The organism is Actinopolymorpha rutila, from assembly GCF_013407855.1.
GTDB classification, from domain to species: Bacteria; Actinomycetota; Actinomycetes; order Propionibacteriales; family Actinopolymorphaceae; genus Actinopolymorpha; species Actinopolymorpha rutila.
This window is the reverse complement of record NZ_JACBZH010000001.1, coordinates 1,511,167-1,537,166: the sequence shown is the minus strand read 5'-3', so window position 1 is coordinate 1,537,166 and position 26,000 is coordinate 1,511,167. Positions and strand designations below refer to the sequence as shown.

Annotated in this window: 20 protein-coding genes; 10 read left to right on the top strand and 10 right to left on the bottom strand. The window is 71.8% G+C overall.

The features are described 5' to 3' along the window. The first annotated feature begins 26 nt into the window (after window positions 1-26). Together F4554_RS06795 and F4554_RS06790 are read left to right on the top strand one after the other, a co-directional pair. Complete coding sequence (locus F4554_RS06795) at window positions 27-1,376, top strand: sensor histidine kinase (RefSeq protein ID WP_179786598.1); 1,350 nt, start codon at window positions 27-29, stop codon at window positions 1,374-1,376. Between the two features lie 4 nt (window positions 1,377-1,380). Then, window positions 1,381-2,043 carry a response regulator gene (locus F4554_RS06790; protein ID WP_179786597.1) on the top strand — a complete coding sequence of 221 codons (663 nt, stop codon included), beginning with the start codon at window positions 1,381-1,383 and terminating at the stop codon, window positions 2,041-2,043. 105 nt (window positions 2,044-2,148) lie between these two features. On the opposite strand, the gene F4554_RS06785 is transcribed toward F4554_RS06790, so the two are convergent. Continuing rightward, window positions 2,149-2,526: an ArsR/SmtB family transcription factor gene (locus tag F4554_RS06785; protein ID WP_179786596.1), complete on the bottom strand. Its 378-nt coding sequence runs from the start codon at window positions 2,524-2,526 to the stop codon at window positions 2,149-2,151. Between the two features lie 289 nt (window positions 2,527-2,815). On the opposite strand from F4554_RS06785, the gene F4554_RS06780 reads away from it, so the two are divergent. Next, window positions 2,816-3,403 (top strand): TMEM165/GDT1 family protein, encoded by a 588-nt coding sequence (locus tag F4554_RS06780; protein ID WP_179786595.1) that lies wholly within the window; start codon window positions 2,816-2,818, stop codon window positions 3,401-3,403. A gap of 121 nt (window positions 3,404-3,524) precedes the next feature. Here F4554_RS06780 and F4554_RS06775 read toward each other — a convergent pair whose 3' ends face one another. Next, entirely contained in the window at window positions 3,525-4,355 is an 831-nt protein-coding gene (locus F4554_RS06775) for an aldo/keto reductase (protein WP_179786594.1), read from the bottom strand. A gap of 171 nt (window positions 4,356-4,526) precedes the next feature. Here F4554_RS06775 and F4554_RS06770 point away from each other — a divergent pair, with 171 nt between their 5' ends. Then, window positions 4,527-5,039 carry a GNAT family N-acetyltransferase gene (locus F4554_RS06770; protein ID WP_179786593.1) on the top strand — a complete coding sequence of 171 codons (513 nt, stop codon included), beginning with the start codon at window positions 4,527-4,529 and terminating at the stop codon, window positions 5,037-5,039. On the opposite strand, the gene F4554_RS06765 is transcribed toward F4554_RS06770, so the two are convergent. The 3 genes from F4554_RS06765 to mfd all read right to left on the bottom strand — a co-directional run bounded on the left by F4554_RS06765 (window position 5,030) and on the right by mfd (window position 10,877). Beyond that, window positions 5,030-5,995 carry a CAP domain-containing protein gene (locus tag F4554_RS06765; RefSeq protein ID WP_179786592.1) on the bottom strand — a complete coding sequence of 322 codons (966 nt, stop codon included), beginning with the start codon at window positions 5,993-5,995 and terminating at the stop codon, window positions 5,030-5,032. The genes F4554_RS06770 and F4554_RS06765 overlap by 10 nt on opposite strands. A 94-nt stretch (window positions 5,996-6,089) precedes the next feature. Further along, window positions 6,090-7,016: a hypothetical protein gene (locus F4554_RS06760; protein ID WP_179786591.1), complete on the bottom strand. Its 927-nt coding sequence runs from the start codon at window positions 7,014-7,016 to the stop codon at window positions 6,090-6,092. A 216-nt stretch (window positions 7,017-7,232) separates the two neighbouring features. Further along, the gene (gene mfd / locus F4554_RS06755; RefSeq protein WP_179786590.1) at window positions 7,233-10,877 is read right to left on the bottom strand and encodes a transcription-repair coupling factor; all 3,645 of its coding nucleotides are present in this window, start codon (window positions 10,875-10,877) and stop codon (window positions 7,233-7,235) included. Between the two features lie 307 nt (window positions 10,878-11,184). Here mfd and F4554_RS06750 point away from each other — a divergent pair, with 307 nt between their 5' ends. Then, entirely contained in the window at window positions 11,185-12,804 is a 1,620-nt protein-coding gene (locus F4554_RS06750; protein WP_179786589.1) for an MFS transporter, read from the top strand. Here F4554_RS06750 and F4554_RS06745 read toward each other — a convergent pair. The 3 genes from F4554_RS06745 to F4554_RS06735 are packed head-to-tail and all read right to left on the bottom strand — an operon-like array spanning window position 12,735 to window position 17,306. Further along, on the bottom strand, window positions 12,735-13,706 hold the full coding sequence (locus tag F4554_RS06745; RefSeq protein WP_179791337.1) for a sulfotransferase family protein: 972 nt from the start codon (window positions 13,704-13,706) through the stop codon (window positions 12,735-12,737). The two genes, F4554_RS06750 and F4554_RS06745, sit on opposite strands and share 70 nt — an antisense overlap. A 13-nt stretch (window positions 13,707-13,719) precedes the next feature. Beyond that, window positions 13,720-14,463, bottom strand: a complete 744-nt coding sequence (locus F4554_RS06740; RefSeq protein ID WP_179786588.1) for an AMIN-like domain-containing (lipo)protein — start codon at window positions 14,461-14,463, stop codon at window positions 13,720-13,722. Next, entirely contained in the window at window positions 14,460-17,306 is a 2,847-nt protein-coding gene (locus tag F4554_RS06735) for a PKD domain-containing protein (protein WP_202889175.1), read from the bottom strand. Before F4554_RS06735 ends, F4554_RS06740 begins: the two co-directional genes overlap by 4 nt. Before the next feature lie 429 nt (window positions 17,307-17,735). Between F4554_RS06735 and F4554_RS06730 the strand changes: the two genes are divergently transcribed. Genes F4554_RS06730 through F4554_RS06715 form a run of 4 tightly spaced genes read left to right on the top strand, consistent with a single transcriptional unit; the run spans window position 17,736 to window position 22,784 of the window. Beyond that, window positions 17,736-19,088: a hypothetical protein gene (locus F4554_RS06730; protein ID WP_337795902.1), complete on the top strand. Its 1,353-nt coding sequence runs from the start codon at window positions 17,736-17,738 to the stop codon at window positions 19,086-19,088. Next, a complete protein-coding gene (locus F4554_RS06725; RefSeq protein WP_179786586.1) occupies window positions 19,085-20,377 on the top strand; it encodes a phosphotransferase in 1,293 nt (430 codons plus the stop codon). Before F4554_RS06730 ends, F4554_RS06725 begins: the two co-directional genes overlap by 4 nt. Then, on the top strand, window positions 20,374-21,786 hold the full coding sequence (locus tag F4554_RS06720; protein WP_179786585.1) for a YveK family protein: 1,413 nt from the start codon (window positions 20,374-20,376) through the stop codon (window positions 21,784-21,786). The genes F4554_RS06725 and F4554_RS06720 overlap by 4 nt, the downstream gene beginning before the upstream one ends. Continuing rightward, the gene (locus F4554_RS06715; protein ID WP_202889174.1) at window positions 21,783-22,784 is read left to right on the top strand and encodes a glycosyltransferase family 2 protein; all 1,002 of its coding nucleotides are present in this window, start codon (window positions 21,783-21,785) and stop codon (window positions 22,782-22,784) included. The genes F4554_RS06720 and F4554_RS06715 overlap by 4 nt, the downstream gene beginning before the upstream one ends. A gap of 8 nt (window positions 22,785-22,792) precedes the next feature. Here the strand turns inward: F4554_RS06715 and F4554_RS06710 are convergent, their stop codons facing one another. Beyond that, on the bottom strand, window positions 22,793-23,293 hold the full coding sequence (locus tag F4554_RS06710; RefSeq protein WP_179786584.1) for a glycosyltransferase: 501 nt from the start codon (window positions 23,291-23,293) through the stop codon (window positions 22,793-22,795). 15 nt (window positions 23,294-23,308) lie between these two features. Continuing rightward, on the bottom strand, window positions 23,309-23,812 hold the full coding sequence (gene pssD, locus F4554_RS06705; RefSeq protein ID WP_179786583.1) for a PssD/Cps14F family polysaccharide biosynthesis glycosyltransferase: 504 nt from the start codon (window positions 23,810-23,812) through the stop codon (window positions 23,309-23,311). Window positions 23,813-24,133: 321 nt separating this feature from the next. Between pssD and F4554_RS06700 the strand changes: the two genes are divergently transcribed. Then, entirely contained in the window at window positions 24,134-25,987 is a 1,854-nt protein-coding gene (locus tag F4554_RS06700) for a hypothetical protein (RefSeq protein ID WP_179786582.1), read from the top strand. Window positions 25,988-26,000: the final 13 nt, after the last annotated feature.

Genomic DNA, 26,000 nt, shown 5'->3' with positions numbered 1-26,000 from the left:
GACGGGCCGGACCCTACTCTCGTCCCATGTCCGGCCCCATCTCCGAACGAACCGGCCCATTCGGAAGCCGCCAGTTCACAACCGGCGCGTTCAGGTTCCGGGTGGGCCTCGCCGTGGCCGGGCTGCTGGTCCTGGCCGGCTGCGGGGCGGCGTTCCTCGTCAGTCCGTTCGTCAGCGTTCCCGCGGGCGTGGCCGCGGGCGGCCTGGCCGGACTGCTGGTGGCCGGACCGGCGCACCGGGCCGCCCTGGTGCCCGTCGCGACCGTCGCCGCGCTCGTCTCCCTCGCCGCCACGACTCTCGTCCCGGAGGCACTGCCGTCGAGCGTGCAGTGGTTCGGGCTGTTCGAGCTGGCCGGGCTGCTCTGGCTGATCATCCTGGTGGTCAGACTCGCCCCGCCCCGCCAGGCGGTCGCCGTCGGCCTGCTCGCCTCGGCCGCGCAGGCGACGATGATCCTGCGCGCCGTCCACGGCTGGTCCCTGTCGGACCAGGTGGGGTCGGTCGGCTTCTGGGCACTGGGTGCGGTGTGCGCGGCACTCGGCGGGATCTACCTGCGGTCACTGGACGGCACCCGCGAGCGGGCCGTTCGCGAGGCCCGCCGGACGCAGCGGCTGGCGCTGGCCCGCGACCTGCACGACTTCGTGGCGCACGACATCAGCGGCATCGTTGTCCAGGCGCAGGCCGCGCGGGCGGTGGCGGCACAGCGACCGGAAGCCGTTCTCGACGCGCTCGCCCGGATCGAGGAGGCCGGACTGGCGGCGCTGTCCTCGATGGACCGGACCGTGCACATGCTGCACGACCTGGAAGAGGGCCCTTCCGAGAACTCACCCGCCGGCCCCGTCGGCACGGAGTCGCCGAACGCCGCGGACACCGGCCGGGCACCCGCGCCCGGCGTCGCCGACCTGCCCGAACTCCTCGACCGGTTCGCCGCCGGCGGGTCCGGGCCGGTCCGGTTGCACCTGCCGCCCGACCTGGCCGCCGCCGTTCCCCGCGAGATCGGCTCCACCGTCCACCGGGTGATCGTGGAGGCGCTGACGAACGTACGCCGGCACGCACCGCTCGACTCCGCCGTCACCGTCACGCTCGCCCGGGTTGACGGCGACGCCCCGGCGCTGACCGTGGAGATCACCAACCAGGCGGTCGATCCGGAGCGTACGGACGCCCCCGTCGACGGCGGTGATCGCCGGGGCGGCCTCGGCCTGGTCGGCCTGGCCGAACGCGTACAGGCACTCGGCGGCACGCTGACCGCCGGTCCGTACGGCCGGGCGGGATGGCGTACGACCGCGGTCCTCCCACTGTCCGCCGGGCGGGCCGGCCGGAGTGAAGGCCGAGGTGAGCATCGAGGTGAGGACCGGGGTGACTACCGGGTGACACGATGACACGATGACCGGCGTGGCCACCCGGATCCTCATCGCCGACGACCAGGAGAACATCCGCAGCGGCTTCCGGTTGATCCTGGACTCCCAGCCGGACATGCAGGTGGTCGCCGAGGCCGCGGACGGCGCCTCGGCGCTGGAGCAGGCACGGCACCTGCGGCCGGACGTCGTCATCGCCGACATCCGGATGCCGCGACTGGACGGCCTGGAACTCACCCGGGCGCTGGCCGGGCCGGACGTCGCCGACCCGCTGCGGGTGGTGGTGGTGACGACGTTCGACCTGGACGAGTACGTCCACACCGCGCTGGCGTACGGCGCCTGCGGGTTCCTGCTCAAGCGGGCCGGTCCGACGCTGCTGGTGGAGGCGGTGCGTGCGGCGATGGCCGGGGACACGTTGATCAGTCCGTCGGTGACCGTGCGCCTGCTGCGCCACCTCGCCCAGCGGCGGCGCACCCGCACCGCTCCCCCGGTCGAGCCGCTGACCGACCGGGAGGTCGAGGTGGCCCGCCTGGTCGCCGCCGGCAAGACGAACGCCGAGATCGGCGCCGACCTGTTCATCTCCGCGGGAACGACCAAGACCCACATCGCGAACATCCAGCGGAAGCTGGGCGTACGCAACCGGGTGGGGATCGCCGCGTGGGCGTGGGAGGCAGGCGAGACGATCCCGTGAGTGCCTCAGGTGCGGCATGGGAGGCAGGCGAGACGATCCCGTGAGTGCCTCAGGTGCGGCATGGGAGGCAGGCGAGACGATCACCTGAGCGCGGACTGCGCCGCCTCAGGATCGGCGTGGGTGTCGTGGCGTGGGCGGGTCCGGCGCCAGCGAGCCGTCCGGGGCGATGTGCTCGAAGATCTGGTCCACCAGGGTGAGGACGTGCGGGTCCTCCACGGCGTAGATCTGCCGCCGGCCCTCGCGCCGTGCTGTCACCAGGCCGGCCAGCCGGAGCTTGGCCAGGTGCTGGCTGACCGCGGCGACGTTGGCGCCAGTGGTCTCCGCGAGCGTGCCCACGTCGTACTCGTGCCGGGCGAGCAGCCACACCAGGTGCAGCCGGGTGGGCGAGGACAGCAGGTCGAACGTCTCCGCCGCCGCTCGTAGCTGCGGCCCGGACAGCGCGGGCTGCCCGGTCGGCTCGGGCGGATCGGCAGAATTGACCATGACGCCGCCGATTCTTCCGTATCCACCCGGTGAGTGGACGGCCGGATGTGAGCTGGCCCACAACAGTTCGTCACTTGCGCAACTGGTTGACAATCGAGGCGGTCCGCGACAGGCTGTACGACGCGAAGGGGAGTAGCCCCCAATGCCGCGGTCGACACGCTGGCAGCCGCCTCACAGGTGGCGCCCGGCCCGGCAGCCTCCACCAGGCGGGCGAGACCTTCGACCAGGCGAAATGCCCGGGTCGAGGTCGCATCCCTCGGTCCGGCCTGATCGAGGAGCGACACTCCCCATGGACGCCCTGACGGCCAGCTTCTTACTCAGCTTCGGCGTCATCTTCGTGGCCGAGCTCGGCGACAAGTCCCAGCTGATGGCCCTGACCTTCGCCACCCGCTACCGCGCGCTCCCCGTACTCGTCGGGATCACCGTCGCGACGGCCGTGGTGCACGCGGTGTCGGTGGGCGTCGGCTACTTCCTCGGCGCCAACCTGCCCACCGGCTGGATCTCGCTGGTGGCCGCGCTGGCGTTCTTCGGTTTCGCCGGGTGGACCTTGCGCGGCGACAGCCTCTCCGAGGACGAGGAGCAGAAGGCCCGGCGGGCCAAGCAGTCCGCGGTGATCGCGGTCTCCGTCGCGTTCTTCCTCGCCGAACTCGGCGACAAGACCATGCTGGCCACCATCACCCTGGCCACCCAGCACGGCTGGCTGGGCACCTGGCTCGGGTCGACCGTCGGGATGGTGGTCGCCGACGCCATCGCCATCCTGATCGGCCAGCAGCTCGGCCGGCGACTACCCGAGCGCACGATCCGGTACGGCGCCTCGGCCCTGTTCGCCGTCTTCGGCGCCTGGCTGCTCGTCGAGGCGATCACCCAGTTGCGCTGACCGTCCCGCCCCCGCACCCCCAGCACGCCCCGCACGACGAAACGCAGGCGGCGGCCCGTCCTCACCGGACGGGCCGCCGCCTGTTTCCTACGTCAGTGCCCCATGGGGCCAGGCTCCGGGCTCAGGAACCCAGCGTGTCGGGGTCGCCGCCGGTCCGCTCGTCGCGGTTCAGGTCGGTGACGGCGTCCAGGTCGGCGGCCGACAGCTCGAAGTCGAACAGGTCGAAGTTCTCCGCGATGCGCGACGGAGTGACCGACTTCGGAATGACGACGTTGCCGAGCTGGATGTGCCACCGCAGCACGATCTGGGCGGCGGTCTTGCCGTACTTCTCCGCCAGCGCCGCGATCGCCGCGTCCTTCAGCAGCTCGCCGCCCTGGGCCAGCGGGCTCCACGCCTCGGTGGCGATGTTGTGCTCGCTGTCGAACGCCCGCAGCTTCTCCTGGATGAGGTACGGGTGCAGCTCGATCTGGTTCAGGACGGGGACGACGGTGGTCTCGTCGAACAGCCGCTGCAGGTGGTGCGGGTTGAAGTTGGACACGCCGATGGAGCGGATCCGCCCGTCGGCGTACAGCTTCTCGAACGCCCGCCAGGTGTCGACGTACTTGTCCTGGCTCGGCACCGGCCAGTGGATGAGGTAGAGATCCACGTAGTCGAGCTTGAGCCGGCGGATGCTCTCCTCGAACGCCGCGAGCGTGGAGTCGTAGCCCTGCTCGCCGTTCCACAGCTTGGTGGTGACGAACAGCTCCTCGCGCGAGACGCCGGACTCGGCGATCCCCTTGCCGGTGCCCTCCTCGTTGCCGTAGATCGCGGCCGTGTCGATGCTGCGGTAGCCGACCTCGATCGCGGTGCGGACGGCGGCGGTGGCGTCCTCGTCGGGCACCTGCCAGACGCCGAAGCCGAGCTGCGGCATCTCCACACCGTTGTTCAGGGTGACGTTGGGTACTGCGGACATGCGCGTGAACCTCCATGGGAGTGCACTGGTGTCCCGGTCACGTCGGCCACACGTGAGGTCACGACCGACCGGGCATCCCAAACATCAGACCACAGCGGCGGCCTTGCGGGCGACCGGGGGCCAGTGGGCCGGGCGGCGCGGGTCCGGGCCGGGACGGTTAGATTTGCCCGCGTGGAGCTGCGCACGGTCGGCTTCGACCATCCCGATGCCCAGACGCTGACCGAGCAGGTGCAGCAGGAGTACGTCGTCCGCTACGGCGGGATCGACCGCTCACCGATCGACCCGCGCGAGTTCGACCCGCCGGCAGGGCTGTTCCTCGTGGGCTACCTCGACGGCCGGCCGGTCGGATGCGCGGGCTGGCGTACCCCGCCGTACACCTTGTTGCGGGCCGGCGACGCCGAGGTGAAACGGATGTACGTCGCACCGGATGCCCGCGGCCGTGGCCTGGCCCGCCGGATGCTGGCCGCCCTGGAACACGCCGCCGCCGCGGCCGGGAAGACCCGGATGGTGCTGGAGACCGGGCTCGGCCAGCCGGAGGCGATCACGCTCTACCTGTCTACGGGATACACGCCGATCCCGTCGTACGGTCTGCACCGCGACGCACCCGGCAACCGGTGCTACGCCAGGTCGCTGCCGACGGTCACCGATCCGGCGCCGGAGCAGGTGGGCGAGGCTCAGCGGTAACCGAAGTCCTGCGTCCACCACGGGCCGCCGGACCCGATGTGGGTGCCGACGCCGATCGCCTTGATCCTGCAGTCCAGCATGTTCTTGCGGTGGCCCTCGCTGTTCAGCCAGGCCCGGGTGACGTCCTGCGGTGTCTGCTGGCCACGGGCGATGTTCTCCGCGGCGGGAGCGCCGTAACCGGCGGCCCGGATGCGGTCCCAGGGTGTCCTGCCGTCCGGCGTGTTGTGCCCGAAGTAGTTGCGGGCGGCCATGTCGTAGGAGTGCGCGTGCGCGACGGATCGCAGCCGGTCGTCCACCCGCAGCGCTGCGCAGCCGACGCGCGCGCGGGCCGCGTTGGTCAGCTGGACCACCAGGTCCTCGTAGGCGGACTCCTGGCTCGTGCTCCTGGCCGCCGAGTCGGTGTCCGGCCTGGTGGTGTGCGCGGGAGTCGCCGGCCCACGAGTGCGGAGAACCGTACGCCGGGGACGTGGCGAGTCGGCCTGTGCCTTCGGCTGCTCGGCCTTCCCGGCCGCCTTCGGCTCGGGGGCGCCGGCGGGCTCGCGCCTGCCGGGCGCCGGAGCGGCCGGCCTGTCCGCCGGGGCGGCGTTCTTCGAAGTGGTGGTGCGCACCGGCGTGGCCTCGGACGGCACCTTCACCCGCTTGGTCGGGGTGGGGGCCGGCTTCGCGGCCGGCGCGTCGGCGGCTCGGTCGGGCGTACCGGCACCCTGCGGCGGGTCGGCCACCACGCGTTCCTGCCCGGCCCGGGGAGTCGGGTCGGCGGACTGGAAGTAGCCGCTCAGCGCGACCGCACCACCACCGAGACCCAGGACGCCCGTCGCCACCAGCGCCGGCACCATCAGGCGACGCGACAGCGGGCGCCTGCCCCGGTGGCGCGGCCGGTCCGCCTCCTCGTCCCAGAGGGCATGGTCGTGACGACCGTCGTCGTGGTGGAGTACGTCTCGGTCGTCGTGCGCCACGGCTTCTCCCAGTTTGAGTTGCTGGCGGTCGAGGGTGTTCGGTCCCGTTTCGGCCCAGTGGGCGGCACCTGTCGCAGATGTCGAGTTATGGAAGTTATGGAAGGTCCGGCACCGGAATAGTAGGTGACTTCGGGAGCGGCAGCGGCAGCTTCGGCAACGGTTTCTTGGTGGGCGTCGGGTCACTGGTCGGCGACCGCGTCGGCTCCGGCGTCCTGGTGGGCGTCGGCGTCCTGGTGGGCTCCGGCTTCCTGGTGGGCGTCGGCGTACTTGTCGGCGAGGGATCCTTCGTCGGCGACCGCGTCGGCTCCGGCTTGTCGGTAGGCGTCGGGCTGGCCGTGGGCGTCGGCGTACCCGTTGCCGTCGGATCACCCGTGCGGCCGCCCGGCCGCTCGGGTGTCCGGGTCTGTCCCGGCGTCGCGGTGTGCGGTGCGGCGGTGCCGGGCCCGGTCACGCCTGGCGCCATCGGCGGGCCGCCCGCGAGCACGAACGGCGACGTCGCCGGCGGCACTTCCTGGGAGGTCGGCGCACCGGGACCGGGGTTCGACAGCGCGTTCGGCAGCGTGTTCGGCTGGGCGTTCGGGAGCGTGGCCGGCAGTCCCAGCAGCGCCAGGCTCACACCGGCCGCACCGGGACGCTGGGCGGCGGCGGGCAGGAACGGAGCCGGCAGCATCTGAGCAGTCCACAACCCCTCCCCCGCCGCGTGGGCGGTGGATCCGAGGGGACCGCGTACCGCGCCGGTGGGCGCCGGCGCCTGCGTCGGCCCGCCGGGGCGGAGAGTCGAGGCGGCCAGCGTGCCCCGTTCGTCGTGCCCTCCGCCGAGGACGTACCAGCCCACACCGGTCGCGGCGGCACCCGCGGCGACGACGCTGGAGAGCACCGAGGCGACCACCAGCGTCGGTCGGGGCCGGCGGTGCCGGCCGGGGCGCCACCGGTCGGAGCGCTCCACCGAGGCGAGCTCACCCGCGTCGGGCACCGCGTGGTCGTCGTACGCCCGCGAGGCGGACAGATGGTCGTCGGGCATCGGCACTACTCCTGGAAGATACGAACACCCCCGCGCCGTCCTCCCCACGGACACGGGTCCAAAGCCGTCGCAACCATAACCGATTGCCGCAATGCCGCCTTCCGGGCACAGTGCGTGATAACTCCAACCAGCACAGGCCAAAGTCGATCAAGGCAGACAGCCCGAAGCCCGCCCGGAGGGTCCGCCGGCGGTTGGTCCGCTGCCGCTTCTGCGCTGTCAGCCGGAGGAGGACGCGCCCACGGGGGCGTCCAGCAGGACCGCGTCCACCAGGTCGTGCGCCCATTTCAGGAGCTCGACGTCCCGCAGCGGCTGCCCGCCGATCGGGGCGGTGGCCGGGCGGGGAACCAGGATGGTGTGCGCCGGCCGCTTCACGATCGTGCGTGGGAACAGCCGCATCAGCCGCAGCTCCTGGCTCTCCCGCAGGTCGACCGGCGCGAATCGCACCTGGTTTCCCTGCAGAGTCACGTCGGTCAGCCCGGCCCGCCTGGCGTGCAGCCGGAACCGCGCCACCTCCAGGAGGTTGACCACCGGCTCGGGCAGGGTGCCGTACCGGTCGGCGAGCTCCTCCCCCACCTGGTCGACCTCGGCCTCGTCGCGTACTGCGGCCAGTCGTTGGTACATCTCCAGCCGCAGCCGCTGGCTGTCCACGTAGTCGTGCGGGAGGTGCGCGTCGATCGGCAACTCGACCTTGACGTCGTTCTCCTCCTCGGGGGTGTCGCCGCGGTACTCCGCGACCGCCTCGCCCACCAGCCGGACGTACAGGTCGAACCCGACGTCGGCGATGTGCCCGGACTGCTCCCCGCCCAGCATGTTGCCCGCGCCCCGGATCTCCAGGTCCTTCATGGCCACCGCCATGCCGGCGCCGAGCTCGGTGTTCTGGGCGAGGGTGGCCAGCCGGTCGTGGGCGGTCTCGGTGAGTGGGCGCTCGGCGGGATAGAGGAAGTAGGCGTACGCCCGCTCCCGGCCACGGCCGACCCGCCCGCGCAGCTGGTGCAGCTGGGACAGCCCGAACAGGTCGGCGCGCTCGACGATCAGCGTGTTGGCGTTGGAGATGTCCAGGCCCGCCTCGACGATCGTGGTGCAGACCAGCACGTCGGAGCGCTTCTCCCAGAAGTCGGAGATGACCTCCTCCAGCTGGTGCTCGCCCATCTGGCCGTGACCGACGCTGACCCGCGCCTCGGGCACCAGCTGCCGGATCCGGGCCGCCGCCTTCTCGATCGTGTTGACCCGGTTGTGCACGAAGAACACCTGGCCCTCGCGCAGCAGCTCGCGACGGATGGCGGCCACCACCTGGCGTTCGTCGTACGCCCCGACGAAGGTCAGCACCGGGTGCCGTTCCTCCGGCGGCGTCATGATCGTGGACATCTCCCGGATGCCGGTGATCGCCATCTCCAGCGTGCGCGGGATCGGCGTCGCCGACATGGTGAGCACGTCGACGCTGGCCCGCAGCGCCTTCAGTTTCTCCTTGTGCTCGACGCCGAAGCGCTGCTCCTCGTCGACCACGATCAGCCCGACGTCCTTGAACGACACCTCCTGACCGAGCAGCCGGTGGGTGCCGATGACCACGTCGATCTCACCGACAAGGAGGCCGCGCAGCACCTCCTCGGCCTCCTTGTCGGTCTGGAAGCGCGACAGTGCCCGCACGGTCACCGGGAACGGCGCGAACCGCTCGGCGAAGGTGGAGTAGTGCTGCTGGACGAGCAGCGTCGTGGGGACGAGGACGCCGACCTGCTTGCCGTCCTGCACCGCCTTGAACGCCGCCCGCACCGCGATCTCGGTCTTGCCGTAGCCGACGTCGCCGCAGATCAGCCGGTCCATCGGGACTGTCTTCTCCATGTCGAGCTTGACGTCTTCGATGGTGGCCAGCTGGTCCGGCGTCTCGACGTAGGGGAAGGCGTCCTCGAGCTCGCGTTGCCAGGGGGTGTCCGCGCCGAAGGCGTGGCCCTGGGTGGCCTGGCGCGCGGCGTACAGCTTGATCAGCTCGCCGGCGATCTGCTTCACGGCCTTGCGCGCCCGGCCCTTGCGCTTGGCCCAGTCCGAACCACCCATCCGGTCCAGGCTCGGCTGCTCGCCGCCGACGTAGCGGGTCACCTGGTCGAGCTGGTCGGTGGGCACGAACAGCCGGTCGCCGGGCTGCCCCCGCTTGGAGGGGGCGTACTCGACGACGAGGTACTCCCGCGTGGTGCGGTGCTGGCCGGTGCCGACCGTGCGCTGCGACATCTCGACGTAGCGGCCCACGCCGTGCTGTTCGTGCACGACGTAGTCGCCCGGGGTGAGCTCCAGCGGGTCGATGGTGCGCCGGCGCCTGGCGGGCATCCGCCGCATGTCCTTGGTGGACGCACCCGACCGGCCCGCCAGGTCGGCCTCGGTGAGCACGACGGCCTGCGCGGTGGTCGCCACGAACCCGTGGTCGATCCGGCCACAGGTGACGTGGACGACCGACGGCTCGGGCGCGTGGTCGAGGTCCTCGTCCAGCCGGGCGGGCAGGTCGTTGCCGCGGAGCACCTCCACCATCCGGTTGGCCGGCCCGTGGCCCTCGGTGACGAAGGCGATCCGCCAGCCGCGCGCGATCCAGTCGCGTACGTCGGCGAGCGCGCGTTCGGTGTCGCCCTGGTAGGTGTCGACCGCACGGGCGGCGATCGCGTGCGACTCCACCGCGCCGGTGTCGACGTCGACGTCCAGCGCGACGATCTCGCCGGTCTCGGTGCGCAGCGGCGCGGTCGGCGGGGCGTCGTCCGGCTCCAGGGCGAACGGCGAGACGCTCCACCAGGCCAGCCCGGTGTCCAGGGAGTGCCGGCGTACGTCAGCCAGCGTGCGGTAAGCCGCCGGGCCGAGGTCGATCGGCGCCTCACCGCCACCGGCGGCGGCCGCCCAGCTGGCCTCCAGGAACTCCTGGCTGGTCGCCACCAGGTCGTGCGCCCGGCTGCGGACCCGCTCGGGCTCGGCCACCACGACGTGGGTGCGCTCGGGCATCAGGTCGACCAGCAGCTCCATGTCGTCGACCAGAACCGGGGCCAGCGACTCCATCCCCTCCACCGCGTGGCCGTTCGCGAGCTTCTCGAACAGCTCGGCCAGCTCCGGGTGGGCCGCGGCGAGCTTGGCCGCCCGCTCGCGTACCTGGTCGGTGAGGAGCAGCTCGCGGCACGGCGGTGCGTACAGGCGCTGCTGCTCGGTGCTGTCCAGCGACCGCTGGTCGGCGACCTTGAACGAACGGATCTCCTCCACCTCGTCGCCGAAGAACTCCACCCGCAGCGGGTGCTCCTCGGTGGGCGGGAAGACGTCCACGATGCCGCCGCGGACCGCGAACTCGCCGCGCCGCTCCACCAGGTCGACCCGGGTGTAGGCCGCGCCCGCCAGCCGGCGCACCAGGTCGTCGAGGTCGATCTCGTCGCCGACGTGCAGCCACACCGGCTCCAACTCGGCGAGGCCCTTCACCTGCGGCTGGAGCACGCTGCGTACCGGCGCCACCACGACCTTCGGTGCCGGGGTCTCCTCGGTCGGGTGCACCAGCCGGCGCAGGACGGCCAGCCGGCGGCCCACGGTGTCCGAGCGCGGGGACAGCCGCTCGTGCGGCAGCGTCTCCCACGCGGGGTAGTAGGCGGCGGTCTGCTGGTCACCGAGCAGGCTCTGCAACGTCTCGGTGAGGTCCTCGGCCTCCCGGCCGGTGGCGGTGACGGCGAGGACGGTGCGGCCGGCACCGCCGTGGTCGGGTGCGGCGGCCAGGGCGGCGATCGCGAACGGCTGCAGCGCCTTGGGTGCGGTCAGATCCAGCGGGGCGCCGGCGCCTGCCCGTGCGGTCTCCACGGCGGCGGCGAGCGCGGGATCGGCGACGACGAGCTCGACGAGTCCGGTGAGGCTCATGGGTTCCTTCGCGTGCGGAGGAGTGCAGAGGAGGTGGAAGGTGCTACCCGAGGGGCAGCACGAAACACCACGAACGCCCCGATTCGCGTGGCGAACCGGGGTTGCCCGTCCAGGCTAGCGCGACCCACCGACAGGCTCCGTCGCGGCGGAGCAACCGCTGCGTGCGGACTGGACTGCTTGCGGACCGGGCGGGCCGAGCCCTAGGGTCCGTGCGTGGGACCGGGCGTACGCCGCCGGACCACCGCGGCCCGCCGCTTCGCCGGCCACTTCTGCCGCCCGGGCCTTCTTCCTCACCACGTTCCGCCGTATGCCGCTCCGGTACTCCGCCGGGCGTGCGCCTCTGGCCGGCTCGGCCGACTCTCCCCCACTCCGTCCCGTACTCGGCAAGCACACCGTGACCGGAGTCGTCATGCCCTCGTTCCACCAGCCAGGCAAGCCCAGCCAACCCAGCCTGCCCAGCCAACCCAGCCTGCCCAGCCTGCCCGGCCCGCGCCGGCTGCTCGCCCTGATCAGCGCCACCCAGCTGCTGGCCGTCCTGGACGGCACCGCCGTCACCATCGCGCTGCCCCGGATCCAGCGCGACCTCGGACTGTCGTCCGCCGGTTTGGCGTGGGTGCTGAGCGCGTACGCCCTCGCGTTCGGGAGTCTGCTGCTCCCCTTCGGTCGCGCCGGCGACCTGCTCGGCCGGAGACGGGTGCTGCTCGCCGGCGCGGCGATGTGCACGGCCGCGTCGCTGGCCGGCGCGCTGGCGCCGAGCGGTGGATGGCTGATCGCCGCCCGGGTCGCGCAGGGCGCCGGCGCCGCCGTCGCCATGCCGGCCGCTCTCGCGCTGGTGACCACCGGGTTCGCGGCGGGGCCGGCGCGCACCCGGGCGTTCACGGTGCTGGTCCTGGTGTCCGGACTGGGCGGCGTGCTCGGCATGGTGCTGGGCGGTGCGCTGACCGGGTACGGCTGGCGGTGGACGTTCCTGCTCACCGTGCCGCTCGGAGTGGCCACGGTCGCGCTCGTGCCCGCTCGCCTTCCCGCCGAGAACGCCGCACCCGCACCGGGCGCGCCCACCGCTCCCCCTCGTGGCCCCACGCGGGCCCGCACGCTGATCTCGACGTCCACCTCGGTCGGCGGGCTGGTCGCGCTGCTGCTGGCGCTGTCCCGGCTCACCACCGACGGCTGGACCGACCCGGGCGCGTACGCCCTTCTCTGCGTGGCCGGCGTCCTGCTCGCGGTGTTCGCCCGGGTCGACCCGCGGTCACCGAGATCGCTGCTGCCGTACGCCCCGCTGCGCGCGGGTGACCGGCTGGCGGTGTGCGGCACGATGTTTGCGATGGGCGCGGCCCTGCTGGCCACGACGTACGTGCTCACGCTGTTCGTGCAGGACCTGCTGGGGTACGGGCCGCTGCGGGCCGGGATCGCTTTCCTGCCGTTCAGTTTCGGGCTGCTCGCGGCGGCACCGCTGGCCGCACGCCTGTCGGCGCGGCTTCCCGCGCGGCTGCTGGGCGGGCTCGGCGGCCTGGGCTGTGCGGCCGGCATGGGCTGGCTCGCCCTGGCCGGCCCCGGCACGCACTACCTCACGGGCCTGCTCGGCCCGATGACGCTGATCGCCGTCTGCCGCGAGCTCGCGTTCGTTCCGCTCACCCTCGCCGCCATGGACGGAGTGGAGTCCGGCGACGCCGGCGGGATGTCGGCCGTGCTCAACACCATGCTGCAGGTGGGCGGCGCGCTCGGAGTCGCGGTGCTGAGCGCGCTGCCGACCGGGCCGGCGTTCGCCGTGGCGGCCGCCACCACCGGTGCAGCCGCCGCCCTGGTGCTGCTCCCCCGCCGCGGGCGAGCCGCCCACGCCGGCAAGCCCTTCGGCGAACCTCAGCGCGCGGGTTCGCCGGGGTCGGCCGACCGCACCGAGACCGCCGGGCGCCGCCACACCGGCGGGTGACCGAGCAGCTGCGCGAGCTCCTCGTCGTACGGCGCGAAGTGGTCGTCCAGGCGGCGGCGGAGCGGCTCGGGCAGCGGCTTGCCGGGCCGGGCGTTGTAGCGCTCGAAGGACGCCGGTCGCCAGGCGGGCAGGCCGAGGAAGTCGAGGATGCCCGCGAAGACGGGTTCGGGCCGGGTGGAGAAGTCCTCGCTCGCGACGACGTGCACCTGCCCGGGGTCGAAGACGTCGTACAGCCGCCGCAGCTGTTCGACGTAACGCCCGCGCGTCAGATAGGCGTGGTGGCGGTGCGAGTGGCTCACGTAGCTCGGGTCGGTACGCAGCCGCTGCTCCTCACCGGCGAGCCGGCTCTCCTCCAGCTCCAGCGCCCCCTCGAACGTCGGCTCGGTCTCGAAACCGCGTGCCAGCCCGTGCTTGTACGCGGAGTAGGCGCGTTCGACCGGATCCCGCAGCATGACGATCAGGCGTACGTCCGGGAGGTCCTGTCTGATCCTCGGCAGCGCCAGCGGGTGGTAGAGGTAGTAGCCGCTGGACTCCATCGCCTGGGGTTCGGGCGCCCCGGACGCGCTACCGGGGACCGGGAGGTGCGCACCGGCCGCGCGCCGGCGGGCGGTGACCCGCAGCGGGAAGTGGCCGCGGTACCACTCCGGGCCGCGGTGGTAGCCGAGGTCGAAGTAGTTGACTCCCTTGTGCAGCACGGGTCCGGCGACCACCGGATGGGCGATCAGTGCCCGGTGCAGCGCCGTGGTGCCGCACCGCTGACCGCCGACCACGAGGAACGACGGCAGCAACCGGTGGCTCGCGGTGAGCCGGCCGAACGTGACGCTCACCGTCCGGCCCGAGCTCTTCACCCACTGCGGCGCGGACGACCGCAGCGGGTCCTTGCCCGTGCCGGCCCCCTGCATACTCACGGCATGCTCACCGGTCGCGTACCTCCAGCACCAGGCTGGCCTTCCCCTTGTTCTCGTGCAGACGGAACTCCGCGCGGCGGGTCACCCCGACGCCGAACTTCAGGCTCCCGGCGACGTTGTGCACCAACAGGATCTCGCGCACCTGCGGCTGCCCGGGGGTAAGGTCGGGGGGTACCGCCAGCCGGCCGCGGATGTTGGGATTGGTCAGCTTGAACGACACCTCGAGGTAGGCGTTTCCCTCCATCGCGATCGGGTCGTCCTCGGGGTGGGCACGCACGACGTCGACGTAGCGAACCTCGTACTTCGGCACGACCTCGGTGCCGGCGAATCGGAACGTCACCGTCTCCGCCCCACGCCCGCGCGCGGCGGTCAGCCCGACCAGGCGCGCCCGGGCAGTGCTGGTGTTGGTCCGCGGCTTCAGGCTGTACACCTTGGCGGGTACGGGTGTGGGGCTGGCCGGCGCGGGAAGCTCGCGGCTGGGCGCCTTCGGCCCGGACTTGTCGTCCCCGGACACCTGCTCGACCTTCGGCGAGTGGGTGGGCGTCGCGGTGGGTGTGGCCGCAGGGTTCGCTCGCGGTGGCCCGGCGGGAGCGCCCTGCGCGGCCGGGCGCCCGAACTCCGTGTCGCCGGAGGAGTTCGAGCACGCGCCGAGGCCGACGGCGAGCACCGAGACGGCCAGCAGGGCGCACGCCTTCCGCCCGGTGCTCCTGCCCCGGCTGGGTGGGATCTCGACGTTCTCGTGGGAGGTCACGGCTGGACTCCGATCAGGAAGGACCACATGGTGGCCTGAGCGCTCGCTGAGTCGGCGGTCGCGGTCAGCCCGCCCGCCGTGGCCGTGCCGGCGGCGACGGTGCTGTCGGTCGCCAGCGTGGTGACGTGTCCGCCGCCGGTGCCGGTCGCACCGCGGCGCGTTTCCTGCCCGGCCGGGGCGGTCAGCGCCGTCGTGGCCGAGGATTTCTCGGCCCAGTAGCTGACCAGCCGTGGCGCGGTGCCGTCGGGCACCTGGAGCGTCGGCGTGGTGTGGGTGGTCCCCGACGCGGTCTCCGACCTGCCCGCGGCGCCCAGTACCACCAGGTTGTTCCCGCGGTAGGCGAGCAGTGTCAGGTCGCCCTTGACATAGGCGGAAGTGGTCACCGTGAGCGTTGTTCCCGCGTCGCCGGCCGCCGCCATCTTCTGCCAGGCGCGGGTGACCATGCCGTTGGTCTGCTGGGGAGCGACGTCGGACCAGCCGGTGACGCCGGTAGGCCCGGAGACGGTCGCCGACACGTCGTTGAACGAGCCCAGGAGCAGCAACCGGTCACCGGCCTGCACCGATGCCGGAACGGTCACCCGGTGGGTCGTGGTGTTGGCGTTGGCTCCCGCCACCCCGACGAACTCCACCCCGGTCGGCACCGTCGTGGTGGTCACCGTGTAGTTCGTCGTCGAGGTGGCGCCCTTGTCGTCGGTCACGGTGAGCCGGACGACGTGGTCGGCGGCGGTGGCGAAGGTGTGCGAGACCGTCACGCCGTCGCCGGTGGCGCCGTCACCGAAGTCCCAGGAGTACTTAGCGATCGTGCCGTCGGAGTCGTGCGACGACGCACCGCTGAACGTGCACACGAGGTAACGGCAGTCGCCCGAGGCCACCGCCACCGGCGGGTCGTTGGCCGCCGGGGCGGCCCGGGTCGACAGCAACATCGCCCGCGACCGCCAGTTGAGCCCGTCGATCGAGGGACCGCTGACGACGCGGACCGTGCCCGACACCGGCTGGTCGTTCACGAAGTCCACCCGGCGCAGGTTGCCGTCCACCGAGCTGCCCCAGTAGAGGCGGCCGTTGGCGTAGAACATCCCGTTCACCTTGGAGAAGTCGATCTGCGACGTGCTCGGTGCGGCGGTGAACCGCTGCGCGCCCACCACGTAGCTCTCCACGGTGAACCTGCGGTAGTACAGCGAGGTCTGGCCGCCGACGGTGTAGTAGAGCCGGCCGTCCTTCCAGAACATCCCGGTCGACGCCGCGACGTCGGTGTGCCAGGCGGCGTCGTTCACGATCTGGTCGGCGAGGTTGATCGGCGTGGCGGTGCCGTAGGTCGTCCCGTCGAAGGTGCGCCGGTTGAACTGCCCGTTGGACCAGCCGGTGTAGATCTGGTTGCCGAGCATGAAGCCGCCGCGCACACTCGTCCAGTCGATGCCGCCACCGGGAACGCTCCTGCTGGGGCCGGACGAGGTTTCGGTGACCGTACGGACGACCGGTTGGTTGCCGGTCGTGGGCACGGAATAGACGTCGCCGGGAATCGTGCCGACCGTCGGCCGCGGCGGCGTGGTGCCTCCCGCGAGTGGCAGGAACCCGATCCGGGCGTGGTACTCCCAGTGGCCGAGCCGGTCGGTGTCGCTGCCCACCCACAACCCCGCCGAGGTGGCCAGCATGTCGAACACGCCGACGCCCTTGGTGCGGCCGGGGTTCCACTGGAACGGCAGACCGGTCTGCGGGTCCAGGGCCGCGATGCCCTCCCTGCTCACCGCGCCGGGACCGGCCCTGTCGGCGGCCCACGGGTTGTTGCGCCAGCGGAAGTGGCCGCCGACGTAGACGGCGGCTCCGGTCACGGCCACGGCATAGGTCGTGTCGCCGCCGGTGTACTCGGCCCAGGTCGGGGTGATGGCGGTGCCGCGGGCACGGGTCTCGAACCGGCTGTTGGTGTCGCAGCCCTTGGGCGGCCCGCCCGAGTAGGCCCCGGTGGTGGTGACGACGAAGTAGGTGCCGTCCGGGGAGATGTCGATGTCCCGCATGTAGGAGTCGAACGACGGCGAACAGACCGTCTTACCGCTGCTGTCGACCATGGGGTAGAAGTCGGTCCGCCAGTTGGCGACCGACGCCGAGGTGCCCCCGATGTCCAGCATCGCGATCTGGCTTCGGGACTGCCCGCCGACGACGGTGAAGTTGCCGATGGCGATCAAGGTGGAGCGGTCGGGGCTGACGTCCATCTTCATCACCTGCAGGACGCCGCCGTTCTGCGGGCCGGCGAACTGCACCTGGTCGAAGGGGTCGTACGCGCCGGTGGTGGCGTTGATCGTCGCCAGGCCCGGCTGAGGGTGACCGTTGACGTGGGTGAACGTGCCGGCGATCCACAACCGGCTGCCCACCAGCCGCATGTCCTTGATCCGACCGGTGAGCGTCGGGCTGGTGAAACCCGCTGTCAACTGACCGTTGGCAACGTTGATCTTCGCCAGGCTCTTCGCCGGCCGGCCGTTGACGTTGTCGAAGAAACCGCCGGCAAACACCGTCGAACCGTCGGCCGACACGATCAGTGTCGTCACCTCGCCGTCGGCCGTGGGATTGAACGTCGTACTGACGACGCCGGTCGTGGCACTGAAGGCCACCAGGTTGGAACGGTTGTAGACCGTCTTCCCGTCGGCGGAACTCACCTGGGAGAACTCCCCACCCAGAATGATCATGCCGCCGACCTGGACGATCGACATGACCCGCCCGTCGAGCACGTGTGGTGTCCAGTTGACCGGATCGTCACTGACGACCTGCGACTGCGGAACCTGGACCGCCGAAGCCTGCGAAGGCAGCACGACCGTTGCCAGCGCGACCAGCACCAGGGCAGCGGCAACACGCATGCGGCGCAGCATCACGAGTTCCCCCCAAGGAACGAAACCCCGCCGGCACCCCAGAGTCCGAGGTGAGATGTCGGCCGGCGCGGCAAGACACCGCGTCTGAGTGCATGGTGCCAGCACAAGTCCCCCACGACCAGAAAAGTAACCATATCTTTCTGAACGACACCGACGTCCGGGCTGGTCTCGTATCCTCGGGGGATAATCGGGGGCAGATCCGCGCAGATCCGTGCAGGTCCCACAGTCTGGCGACGGTGCAACTTTCCTGCCCGAACCGCGGGCCGGTCGGCCTTCGCGCGAGCCACTCTGGGAGGTCAACCGGTGCGGGACGAGCAGCACGAGAGTGCGCGCAACGCCACGCTCGCAACGCAACCGGTGACACCTCGTCCGGCGACCGATCCAGCAGCGGCAGCGACCACGAAGGTGACACCTCCGGTGGGCACCGGATCGGTCGGTTCGTGGACCACCCCGAGGCTGTTCCGGCCCGGTTGGCCGCTGACGGCGTTGTTCCTGCTGTTCCCGTTGTGGTGGGTACTCGGCCTCACGTCGTTCGCGTTCGTCATCTTCGCGGTGCCACTCGCCGTCGAGCTCCTCCGCCGGCGAGGACTGCGCGTACCCCGCGGCTTCGGCACCTGGCTGATGTTCCTGGCCTGGATGCTCGCCGGCGCGGCCATGTTGTGGAGCGACGCGCCCACCGGCGAACCCGGTGGCGGCGGCGCTGGGCGGCTGATGGTCTTCGGCTTCCGTGCCGCGATGTACCTCGCCGCGACCGTGTTCCTGCTCTACGTCGTGAACACCGACGAGCGCCGGCTGCCGACCCGGCGGGTGCTTCGGCTACTGGGGTTCATGTTCGTCGTCACCACGTGCGGCGGGCTGCTCGGTGTCGTGGTGCCGTCGTTGGAGTTCCGCTCGGTGCTGGAGCTGGTGCTGCCGCACGGCGTGGCCGCCAACTCGTTCATCAACCCGATGATCCATCCGGCCGCGGCCGAGACCCAGAACATCCTGGGGTACGAAGAAGGCCGGCCGATCGCGCCGTTCGCGTTCGCCAACTCCTGGGGCGCCAACTATTCGTTGTATCTGCCGTTCTTCCTGCTGGCGTGGTTCGGCCCCGACGCGGGGTGGCGGCGCAGGCTGGCGCCCTTCGTCGTACTGCTCAGCCTGGTGCCGGTGGTCTACTCGCTGAACCGCGGGCTGTGGGGCGCGCTCGGCGTCGGCGTCCTCTACATCGCGTTGCGGCTGGCGGCGATGGGCAGGGTGTGGGCGTTGCAGGCGGTCGTCGCGGCGATCCTGCTCGGCGCGGTCGCGTTCGTCGCCAGTCCGCTCGGCACGATGGTGCAGGAGCGACTCAACGCGCCGCACTCCAACGAACGCCGGGGCCAGCTCGCCACCGACACCGTACGCAACGTGGTGGAGGGATCGCCGCTCCTCGGCTTCGGATCCACCCGGAAAGTACGCGGCAGCTACTTCTCCATCGCCGGCGGCTCGACGCCGGACTGTCCCGCCTGCGGTGTGCCGCCGCTCGGCACGCAGGGCCAGCTGTGGATGGTCGTCTTCTCCCAGGGACTGGTCGGCCTGGGGCTGTTCCTCTACTTCTTCACCCGGCGGTTCTTCGCGCACTGGCGAGATCCCACGGCCCTGAGCATCGCGGGGTGCGTCGCGCTCCTCTTCTGGGGTATCGAGTTGTTCGTCTACGACACTCTGGACGCCCCGCTGTTCACGGTGATGATCGCGGTCGGGCTGATGGCCCGGATGCCGCGGACGGAACGAAGGGCGGTGGTTGCGCGATGAGCGAGTTGCCCTACCCGGCCACCGAGGACCGCCACCAGACCACGCTGGAGGCGCTGCTGGAGACCACCCGGCTGCTGTGGCCCGCGCCCGCGTGCAGCCGGGTCGAGGGCTCGCTGCCCCACGGGCACCGGGTGGTACGCGAGTACGCGCTGCTGCCCGACCGGCGTCAACCCCGGCTTGCGCTGCCGGTCGACGCCCCGAGAGCCGCCGGCGAGCTGTTCCGGAAGTACAGCCAGGGACTGTCCCGCCGCGAGCGGTACAGCCGCGCCGCCATGGCCCGGCTGGTCGGCACCCGCCTCGGCAACCGCGCCATGACCTGGCTCGCCCCGGACCGGCTCACCGTCAGCGCGCCGGCCGGCGGTCCGGTCGACACGATCGAGGACCACCTCTCGCGGCTCCTGGACAGCGAGGTGCTGGTCAGCGTCGGCGTCGGCTCGCCGCGGGCCAATCGCAAGCCGATCCTGCGGGCGCTCTCGCCGGACGGTCGCACCCTTGCCTTCGTGAAGGTGGGGTCGGCGCCGGTGACCACCGAGCTCGTCCGGGGTGAGGCCGAGGCGCTCGGGGTGTACTGGTCCTCCGGTCCGGCCGGCCGGCTCGTCCACGCGCCCCGCGTACTACACCACGGCCGGTGGCGTTCGCTGGAGCTTCTGGTGCTGGAGCCCATGCTCCCCGCGCACACCCGATGGAGCCGGCCGGACGTACCCACCGCCGCGATGGCCGAGCTCGGCGGTCGGCTGGGTACGACCCGGCACCCGCTCGACCGCAGCCATGTGTGGGAGGGCGCCCGCTCCAGCCCACCCGCGTTGACCGACCCGGACCAGGCGGCGGCGCTCGCCCGGGTCGTCGCCACCGTGGAGCGGCGCTTCGGGTCGACCCCGCTGACGTTCGGTGCGTGGCACGGCGACTGGACACCGTGGAACATGGCCTGGGACGGCGACCGGGTGTTGCTGTGGGACTTCGAACGCTTCGCCGTCGGCGTCCCGCTCGGCTTCGACCTGGTGCACTACCGCCTGCAGTCGGTGCTGCGCTCGCACGGGGAGGCGGCCGCGGCCGAGCGGGCACGGGCCGGTCTGCTCACAGGTGGCTCGGCCAGGGAAGCGGCACGGGAAGCGGCACGGGAAGCGACCGGCGAGTGTGCGCCCGGTGACGATCCCGAGGCCGTCCAGCTGGTCTATCTCGTCGAGCTCGCCCGCCGCTACGCCCTTGCCAGCCAGCCGGTCGAGGGCCGGCCGCTGCGTGCCCGGACCGCCTGGCTGATCGCGTTGCTGAGGGAACTGGTGGGCCGGTGAACGGCGCCACCGCGGCGGACGCGGCCCGCGCCGCCACCCCCGGCACCGGCCCCGCATCCGGACCTGGGTCCGGTACGCCGTACGACGCCACGGACACCCTCGAGGCGTCGGGGTACTCGCGGTTCGTCCGCCGGCACTGGCTGGTGTGCTGCCTGCTCGGGCTGCTGGGGTTCGCGATCGGCATGCTGGGTTCGCTGCGTACTCCCCCGACCTATCAGTCGACGGTCGAGGTGTTCGCGCCGGCGACGCCGGCCTATCTCGCGATCTCGGTCGACCCGGCGGCACCCGCCGTCGACCCACGGGAGTGGACCCAGGACACCGAGGCCGCCTTGCTGCGTTCGGATCCCGTGCTCACCGCGGTCGCCCGCCGGCTGCCCGGCCACCCCGACCCCACGACCCTCGCCGACCGGATCGAGATCTCCGTACCCACGAGCACCCGGGTGTACCAGATCGGCTTCAGCGACAGCGATCCCCGGCGAGCTCGGCAGGGTGCGCAGGTGCTGGCCCAGGAGTTCGCCGGCTACCGGACGAAGGTGCTCACCGCGCGCGCGGATCGGGTGGCCACGGCGCTCGACTCCCGGCGTACGTACCTCCTGGACCTGCTGGACGCCATCCCGGTCCCAGGCGACGTGCCGCCCGGTGACTCCAAGTCCGGTGATCCCAGTCCCGCACCAGCCAACCTGGTGCCCCGCGGGCAGATCCGGGCCCAGATCGGGGAGCTCGACGACGCGCTGACCCAGACCGCGCTCACCGGCTCGAACACCGCGGCCGTCGTCCGGTCGGCCACCCTTCCGAAGCGACCCGAACGCCACAACTCCGAGGTGCCGCCGATGTCCGGGCTGATGGCCGGGTTGCTGGCCGGACTGGCCGTCGGCGCGGTGCGCGAGTGGGCCCGCCCGGCGGTGCACGAGGTCTCGGAGGTGACCGCCGCCACCGGCCTCGCACCGGTCGCCGTCGTGGACCAGCGAAGCCTGCGCCGTCCCGCGGGACACCGTCACGCCGCCGACCTGCACCCGCTGGTCGTGCAGGTCCGCCTCATCCTCGCCGCGGAGTCCGCCGGGACGTCGCCCGACGGTCCCCCGGTCGTCCTCGTCACCGGGCCCTGCGCGGACGACCTCACCGCCGCCCTCGCCGACCATCTGCGTACCGCTCTGACTTCGGCCGGCCACGCCGCCGGTGACGACCTGCTGGTGAACGCTCGCGTGCCCACCAGCCGTCCCGACGCCAGGGACACCTTCGCGCTGGCCCGGGCCGCGGACGCGGTGCTGCTGGTCGCCGACCTCGCCCACAGCACCCGGACCGAACTCGACCGCTGCGCCCGCCTGCTCACCCGGGCCGCGGGGCCGCGCGTCGCCACCGTCGCCGTCGGCGACCGGCTGACCAGTGCCGAACGGAGCAGCATCAGATGAACACCCAGCCAGAGCCCTTCACCACGACGGCCTCCACCGCGGCGTCCACCACCACGCCCACGGCAATGCCACCGGGCATGCCGCTGGTCTCGGTCGTCATCGCCACCCGCGACCGGCCCGAACTCCTCCGCCGGGCCGTGCGAGCGGTTCACGACCAGGACTACCCCGGCCCGGTCGAGTGCGTCGTGGTGTTCGACCAGGCGCCACCGGACACCTCCCTCGCCACGGACGTGGACGCCGGTACCGCGCCGGCCCGGTCGACCCGGGTGGTCGGCAACGTCCGCACACCGGGCCTTGCCGGTGCCCGCAACTCCGGCATCGACGCCGCCGCCGGGGACCTGATCGCGTTCTGCGACGACGACGACGAGTGGCTGCCGGACAAGCTGCGGCTGCAGGTCGCGCGGCTGTCCGCGACGGGCGCCGACGTGGCCGTGTCCGGCATCGAGGTCCACTACGAGAACCGCGTGATCACGCGGGTGCCGGCCGCCTCCGACCTCGTCGCCGCCGCGATCGCCCGCCGCCGGGTGATGGAGGCGCACCCGTCGACGGTCCTCGTGCGCGCCCACGCGCTGCGCGAACGCATCGGCCTGGTGGACGAGAAGATCCCCGGCAGCTACGGGGAGGACTTCGACTGGATACTCCGCGCAGCGCAGTCAGGACCGATCGCGGTTGTCGAACGCCCACTGGTGAAGGTGTTGTGGGGCAGCCAGTCGTACTTCTCGGACCGCTGGACGACCATCATCGAGGCCATCGACTACGGCCTGGCCAAGCACGAGGTGCTGCGCTCCGACCCGATCGCCCAGGCACGGCAGCAGGGCCGGAAGGCGTTCGCGTACGCGGCGATCGGCGAGCGGCGGTCGGCACTGCGCTGGGCGTGGCACACCCTTCGGCTCAACCCGCGTGACCCGCGCGCCTGTGCCGCGATCGTGGTCGCGCTGCGACTGGTGTCCGCCGACCGCGCGATGCGGCTGGCGAACTCCGCCGGCCGCGGCATCTAGGGTCGGTCCTAGCTGAAGAGCCCCGCCACCAAGGAGCCGAACCGTTGTACGGTCGCGGCCGTCTGCCGGCCGTCGTCGGTGTCGCCGCGCCGGACGATCGCCGGATCGGCCAGCGCCGCGTCCAGCAGGACCTCGAACTCGTGCTGGGTGGACGCGGTGAGTACCTGACCGGTCTGCGCGAGCCGGTTGGTGAAGAGGTACTGGTGGTCGTCGACGTGTTCACCCCACCGCGACCGTCGGGGTACGACGATCGGACGGCCGCCGAGACGCCGGGCCTCGACGATGGTGGTCGGCCCGCCGTGACACACGAGCACCTGCGCCTTGCCCATCCAGGCGTTGAGTTCGTCGGGTTCGGCGTAGGCCAGGCCACGGGCGTGCCGGGGAGGCATCGACGTGCCGTACTGGATCATGCAGTCGTCGGCGGGGAACCGCCTGCTCCACTCGTCGACCCAGCGAACGAGGCGGTGGAACGGGTGGTGGTCGGTGCCCACCATGGTGAGGACTCGCATGTTGCTCCGCCTGGTTCAGAGGAGGGTTCCCACCACGTGGGAGCCCTTGTAAAGCGTGGCTTGCTCTTCCCACTGGACGCAGAAGAGGGACGACAGCGGCCGGCACAGTCGTCCGGTGAGCGTGCGGCTGTCGAGCCGGTCGTACACCTCGAGGTAGACGGTCCGGATCCGCAGCAGCCGGGCGACCAGGAAGAACGGGAACGCCACGCCCGCGCCGGTGGAGACGACGAGGTCGGGGCGTTCACGGATGATGACGCGCACGGCCAGCAGGAGGTTGCGCAGGAGGTTGGTCAGATTGCGGGTCGTCGGGAAGTACGCCCACGCGACCTGCTCGTCGCGGAGCCTCGCCTTGGCGTCCTGGGTGGCGAACGTCACCCAGGTTCGCTCCCGCCCCTCCCACCAGGGTTTCAGGGCGAGGAGCTGGGCGAGGTGGCCGCCACTGGATCCCACCAGGAGCAGGCGCTGCGGCGACGTCGTGACTACCGTCTCGGCCGGTGCGGCCTCGTTGATCACGTGCATGTTCGCCCCCCCGACGATTCTGAGCACGGTGCGTGGTGGAAAGTCCGGAAAAGGCTGATCTTTGTAGCTTCGGAGGTGGGTGGTGGGGCTGTGATTGAACGTCGTGGTGGCGGAGAGGGTCTCAGAGGACCGGATAGTTGCTGAAGCTACGTACTACCCACCGCTCGTGGGCGTCATAAACCAATTCTTGCGCAGAAGATAGGGGAAAGCACCCGGCCGTGCACGACCGTTGCCGACCGGCAACAATCGTGCCAAACGACACCGAAACCACGGCCTGCTGGTCTACCGTCGGTCCAGCACGGCACGGGAGTTGGGGGGTTCATGCGCGACGACGACAACGCGTCCGCGCTCACGTCGTTCGTACTCGACGCACTCCGCCGCCATCTCGCTCTCCTGGTCGTCCTCGGCGTGGTGTGCGGAGCGGCCGGTGCCGGGGTGGCGCTGCGCAAGGGCCTGCACTACACCGCCGGCGCCTCGATCCTGCTGAGCCCTCTCCAGGGCAACCCGTACACCACCGACGGCCGCGGCGACCAGCTCGTGAACCTCCAGACCGAGGCACAGCTCGTCAGCACCAACGGCGTTGCCTCCGACGTCCTCCACCGGCTCCATCTGTCGCTGAGCGTGGAGGAGATCCGCACCCACGTCGTGGTGGAGAACCCCACGAACACGCAGGTGCTGAAGGTGTCGTACACAGCCGGCTCCGCACCCGACGCGGTCCGCGGCGCGCAGGCGTTCGCCGACTCCTATCTCGCCTACCGCGAACGACGTGCGAACTCGGTCATCAATTCCCAGCTGAGCAAGATCCGCCAGCAGCAGTCCAAGACCCAGCGGTCACTCAACGAGGTGAACGACGAGATGGGCCGGTCGGACACGACCGACTCCCGGCGGGCCTATCTCGCCGAACGCCTGAGCTCGCTGGCCTCCCAGCTGGCCAGCCTGGAGACCGAGACCAGCACTCTGACCGCCAGCGACCAGTGGCCCGGCCAGGTGATCAGCTCCGCGGCACTGGACACCGGCACCGGCTACCGCGACGCGATCGTCCTCGGTGGCGCCGGTGTGGTCGTCGGCCTGCTGCTCGGTGTGGCCCTCGCCTTGCTCCGGACGCGGGTCGACCTGCGCCTGCACCATCCCTACGACGTCGAGCATCTGGGCATCCAGCTGCTCGGCCTGGTCGGCTCGGGCCGGCGGATGCGGCTGCGCCGGTCCACCACCGACCCGATCGACCTGTCCGAGCCGTATCGCGCGCTGCGTACGTCCGTCATCACCGGCACCGACGCCCCGCCTGTGACGCTCACTGTGACGGGGATGTCGGACGGAATCGGCGCGGGCCCCGAAGCCGCCGGGCTCGCGGTGGGCCTGGCCCGAGCGGGGTTCGGCGTCGTGGTCGTCGACACCACCGGCGAGGTGTCCCGGCTGCTCGTCGGCAGCGGTTCGCAGCTTCCCGGGTTGTCCGAACTCCTGGCCGGCATCGTCGACCTGACCGAGCTGCTGGTCCAGCCAGAGGACAACCTCGCCGTGCTTCCCCTCGGCTACCCCGCCCGGCAGACGATGGACCAGCTCCTCTCCGAACCCATGCGGGCAACCCTGGCCAGGCTGCGGGAGTGGTACGACTACGTGGTTCTCTGCGGACCGCCGGCCGCCGGAGCCGACGGGCAGGCGCTGGCTTCGCTGGCCGACGGCGTGGTGCTCGTCGGCGCGGTGGGCGTCACCACCCGTACCGAGCTCATGGTCGCGACCGCGGCCCTCGAACACGTCCACGCCGTGCTGCTCGGTGCGGTGATGGTCGAGGGCGTGTCGCCGGGACGTAGTGGGGGCGGGCATTCGCGCCGTGCGGAACGCCGGGAGGAGCGCCGGGAACGCAGGGCACGCGACCGCCGGCCCACCCACGGCCAGGCACCGCGGCCCCGCTCTTCCGAATACCCCCAGGCGGCCGAGGGACCCGGAGCCGGTGTCGCGCGGGCCAGGCCACTTCCCCGGAAGGGCACCGCCGACGCACCTCCGCTGATCGACACCACCCGGCGGCGGCGGATCACGCCGAGCAACTCCTATCCCGAGGACACCCGGCCGGGGGCGGCACCTCCGGCCGGAGCGAATCCGACCAACGGCGACCACTGGTCGTCCGACCCGACCGCGGACACCACGATCCGCGAACCACTCGACCGGCCACTGACCTAGGGGGACACACGCG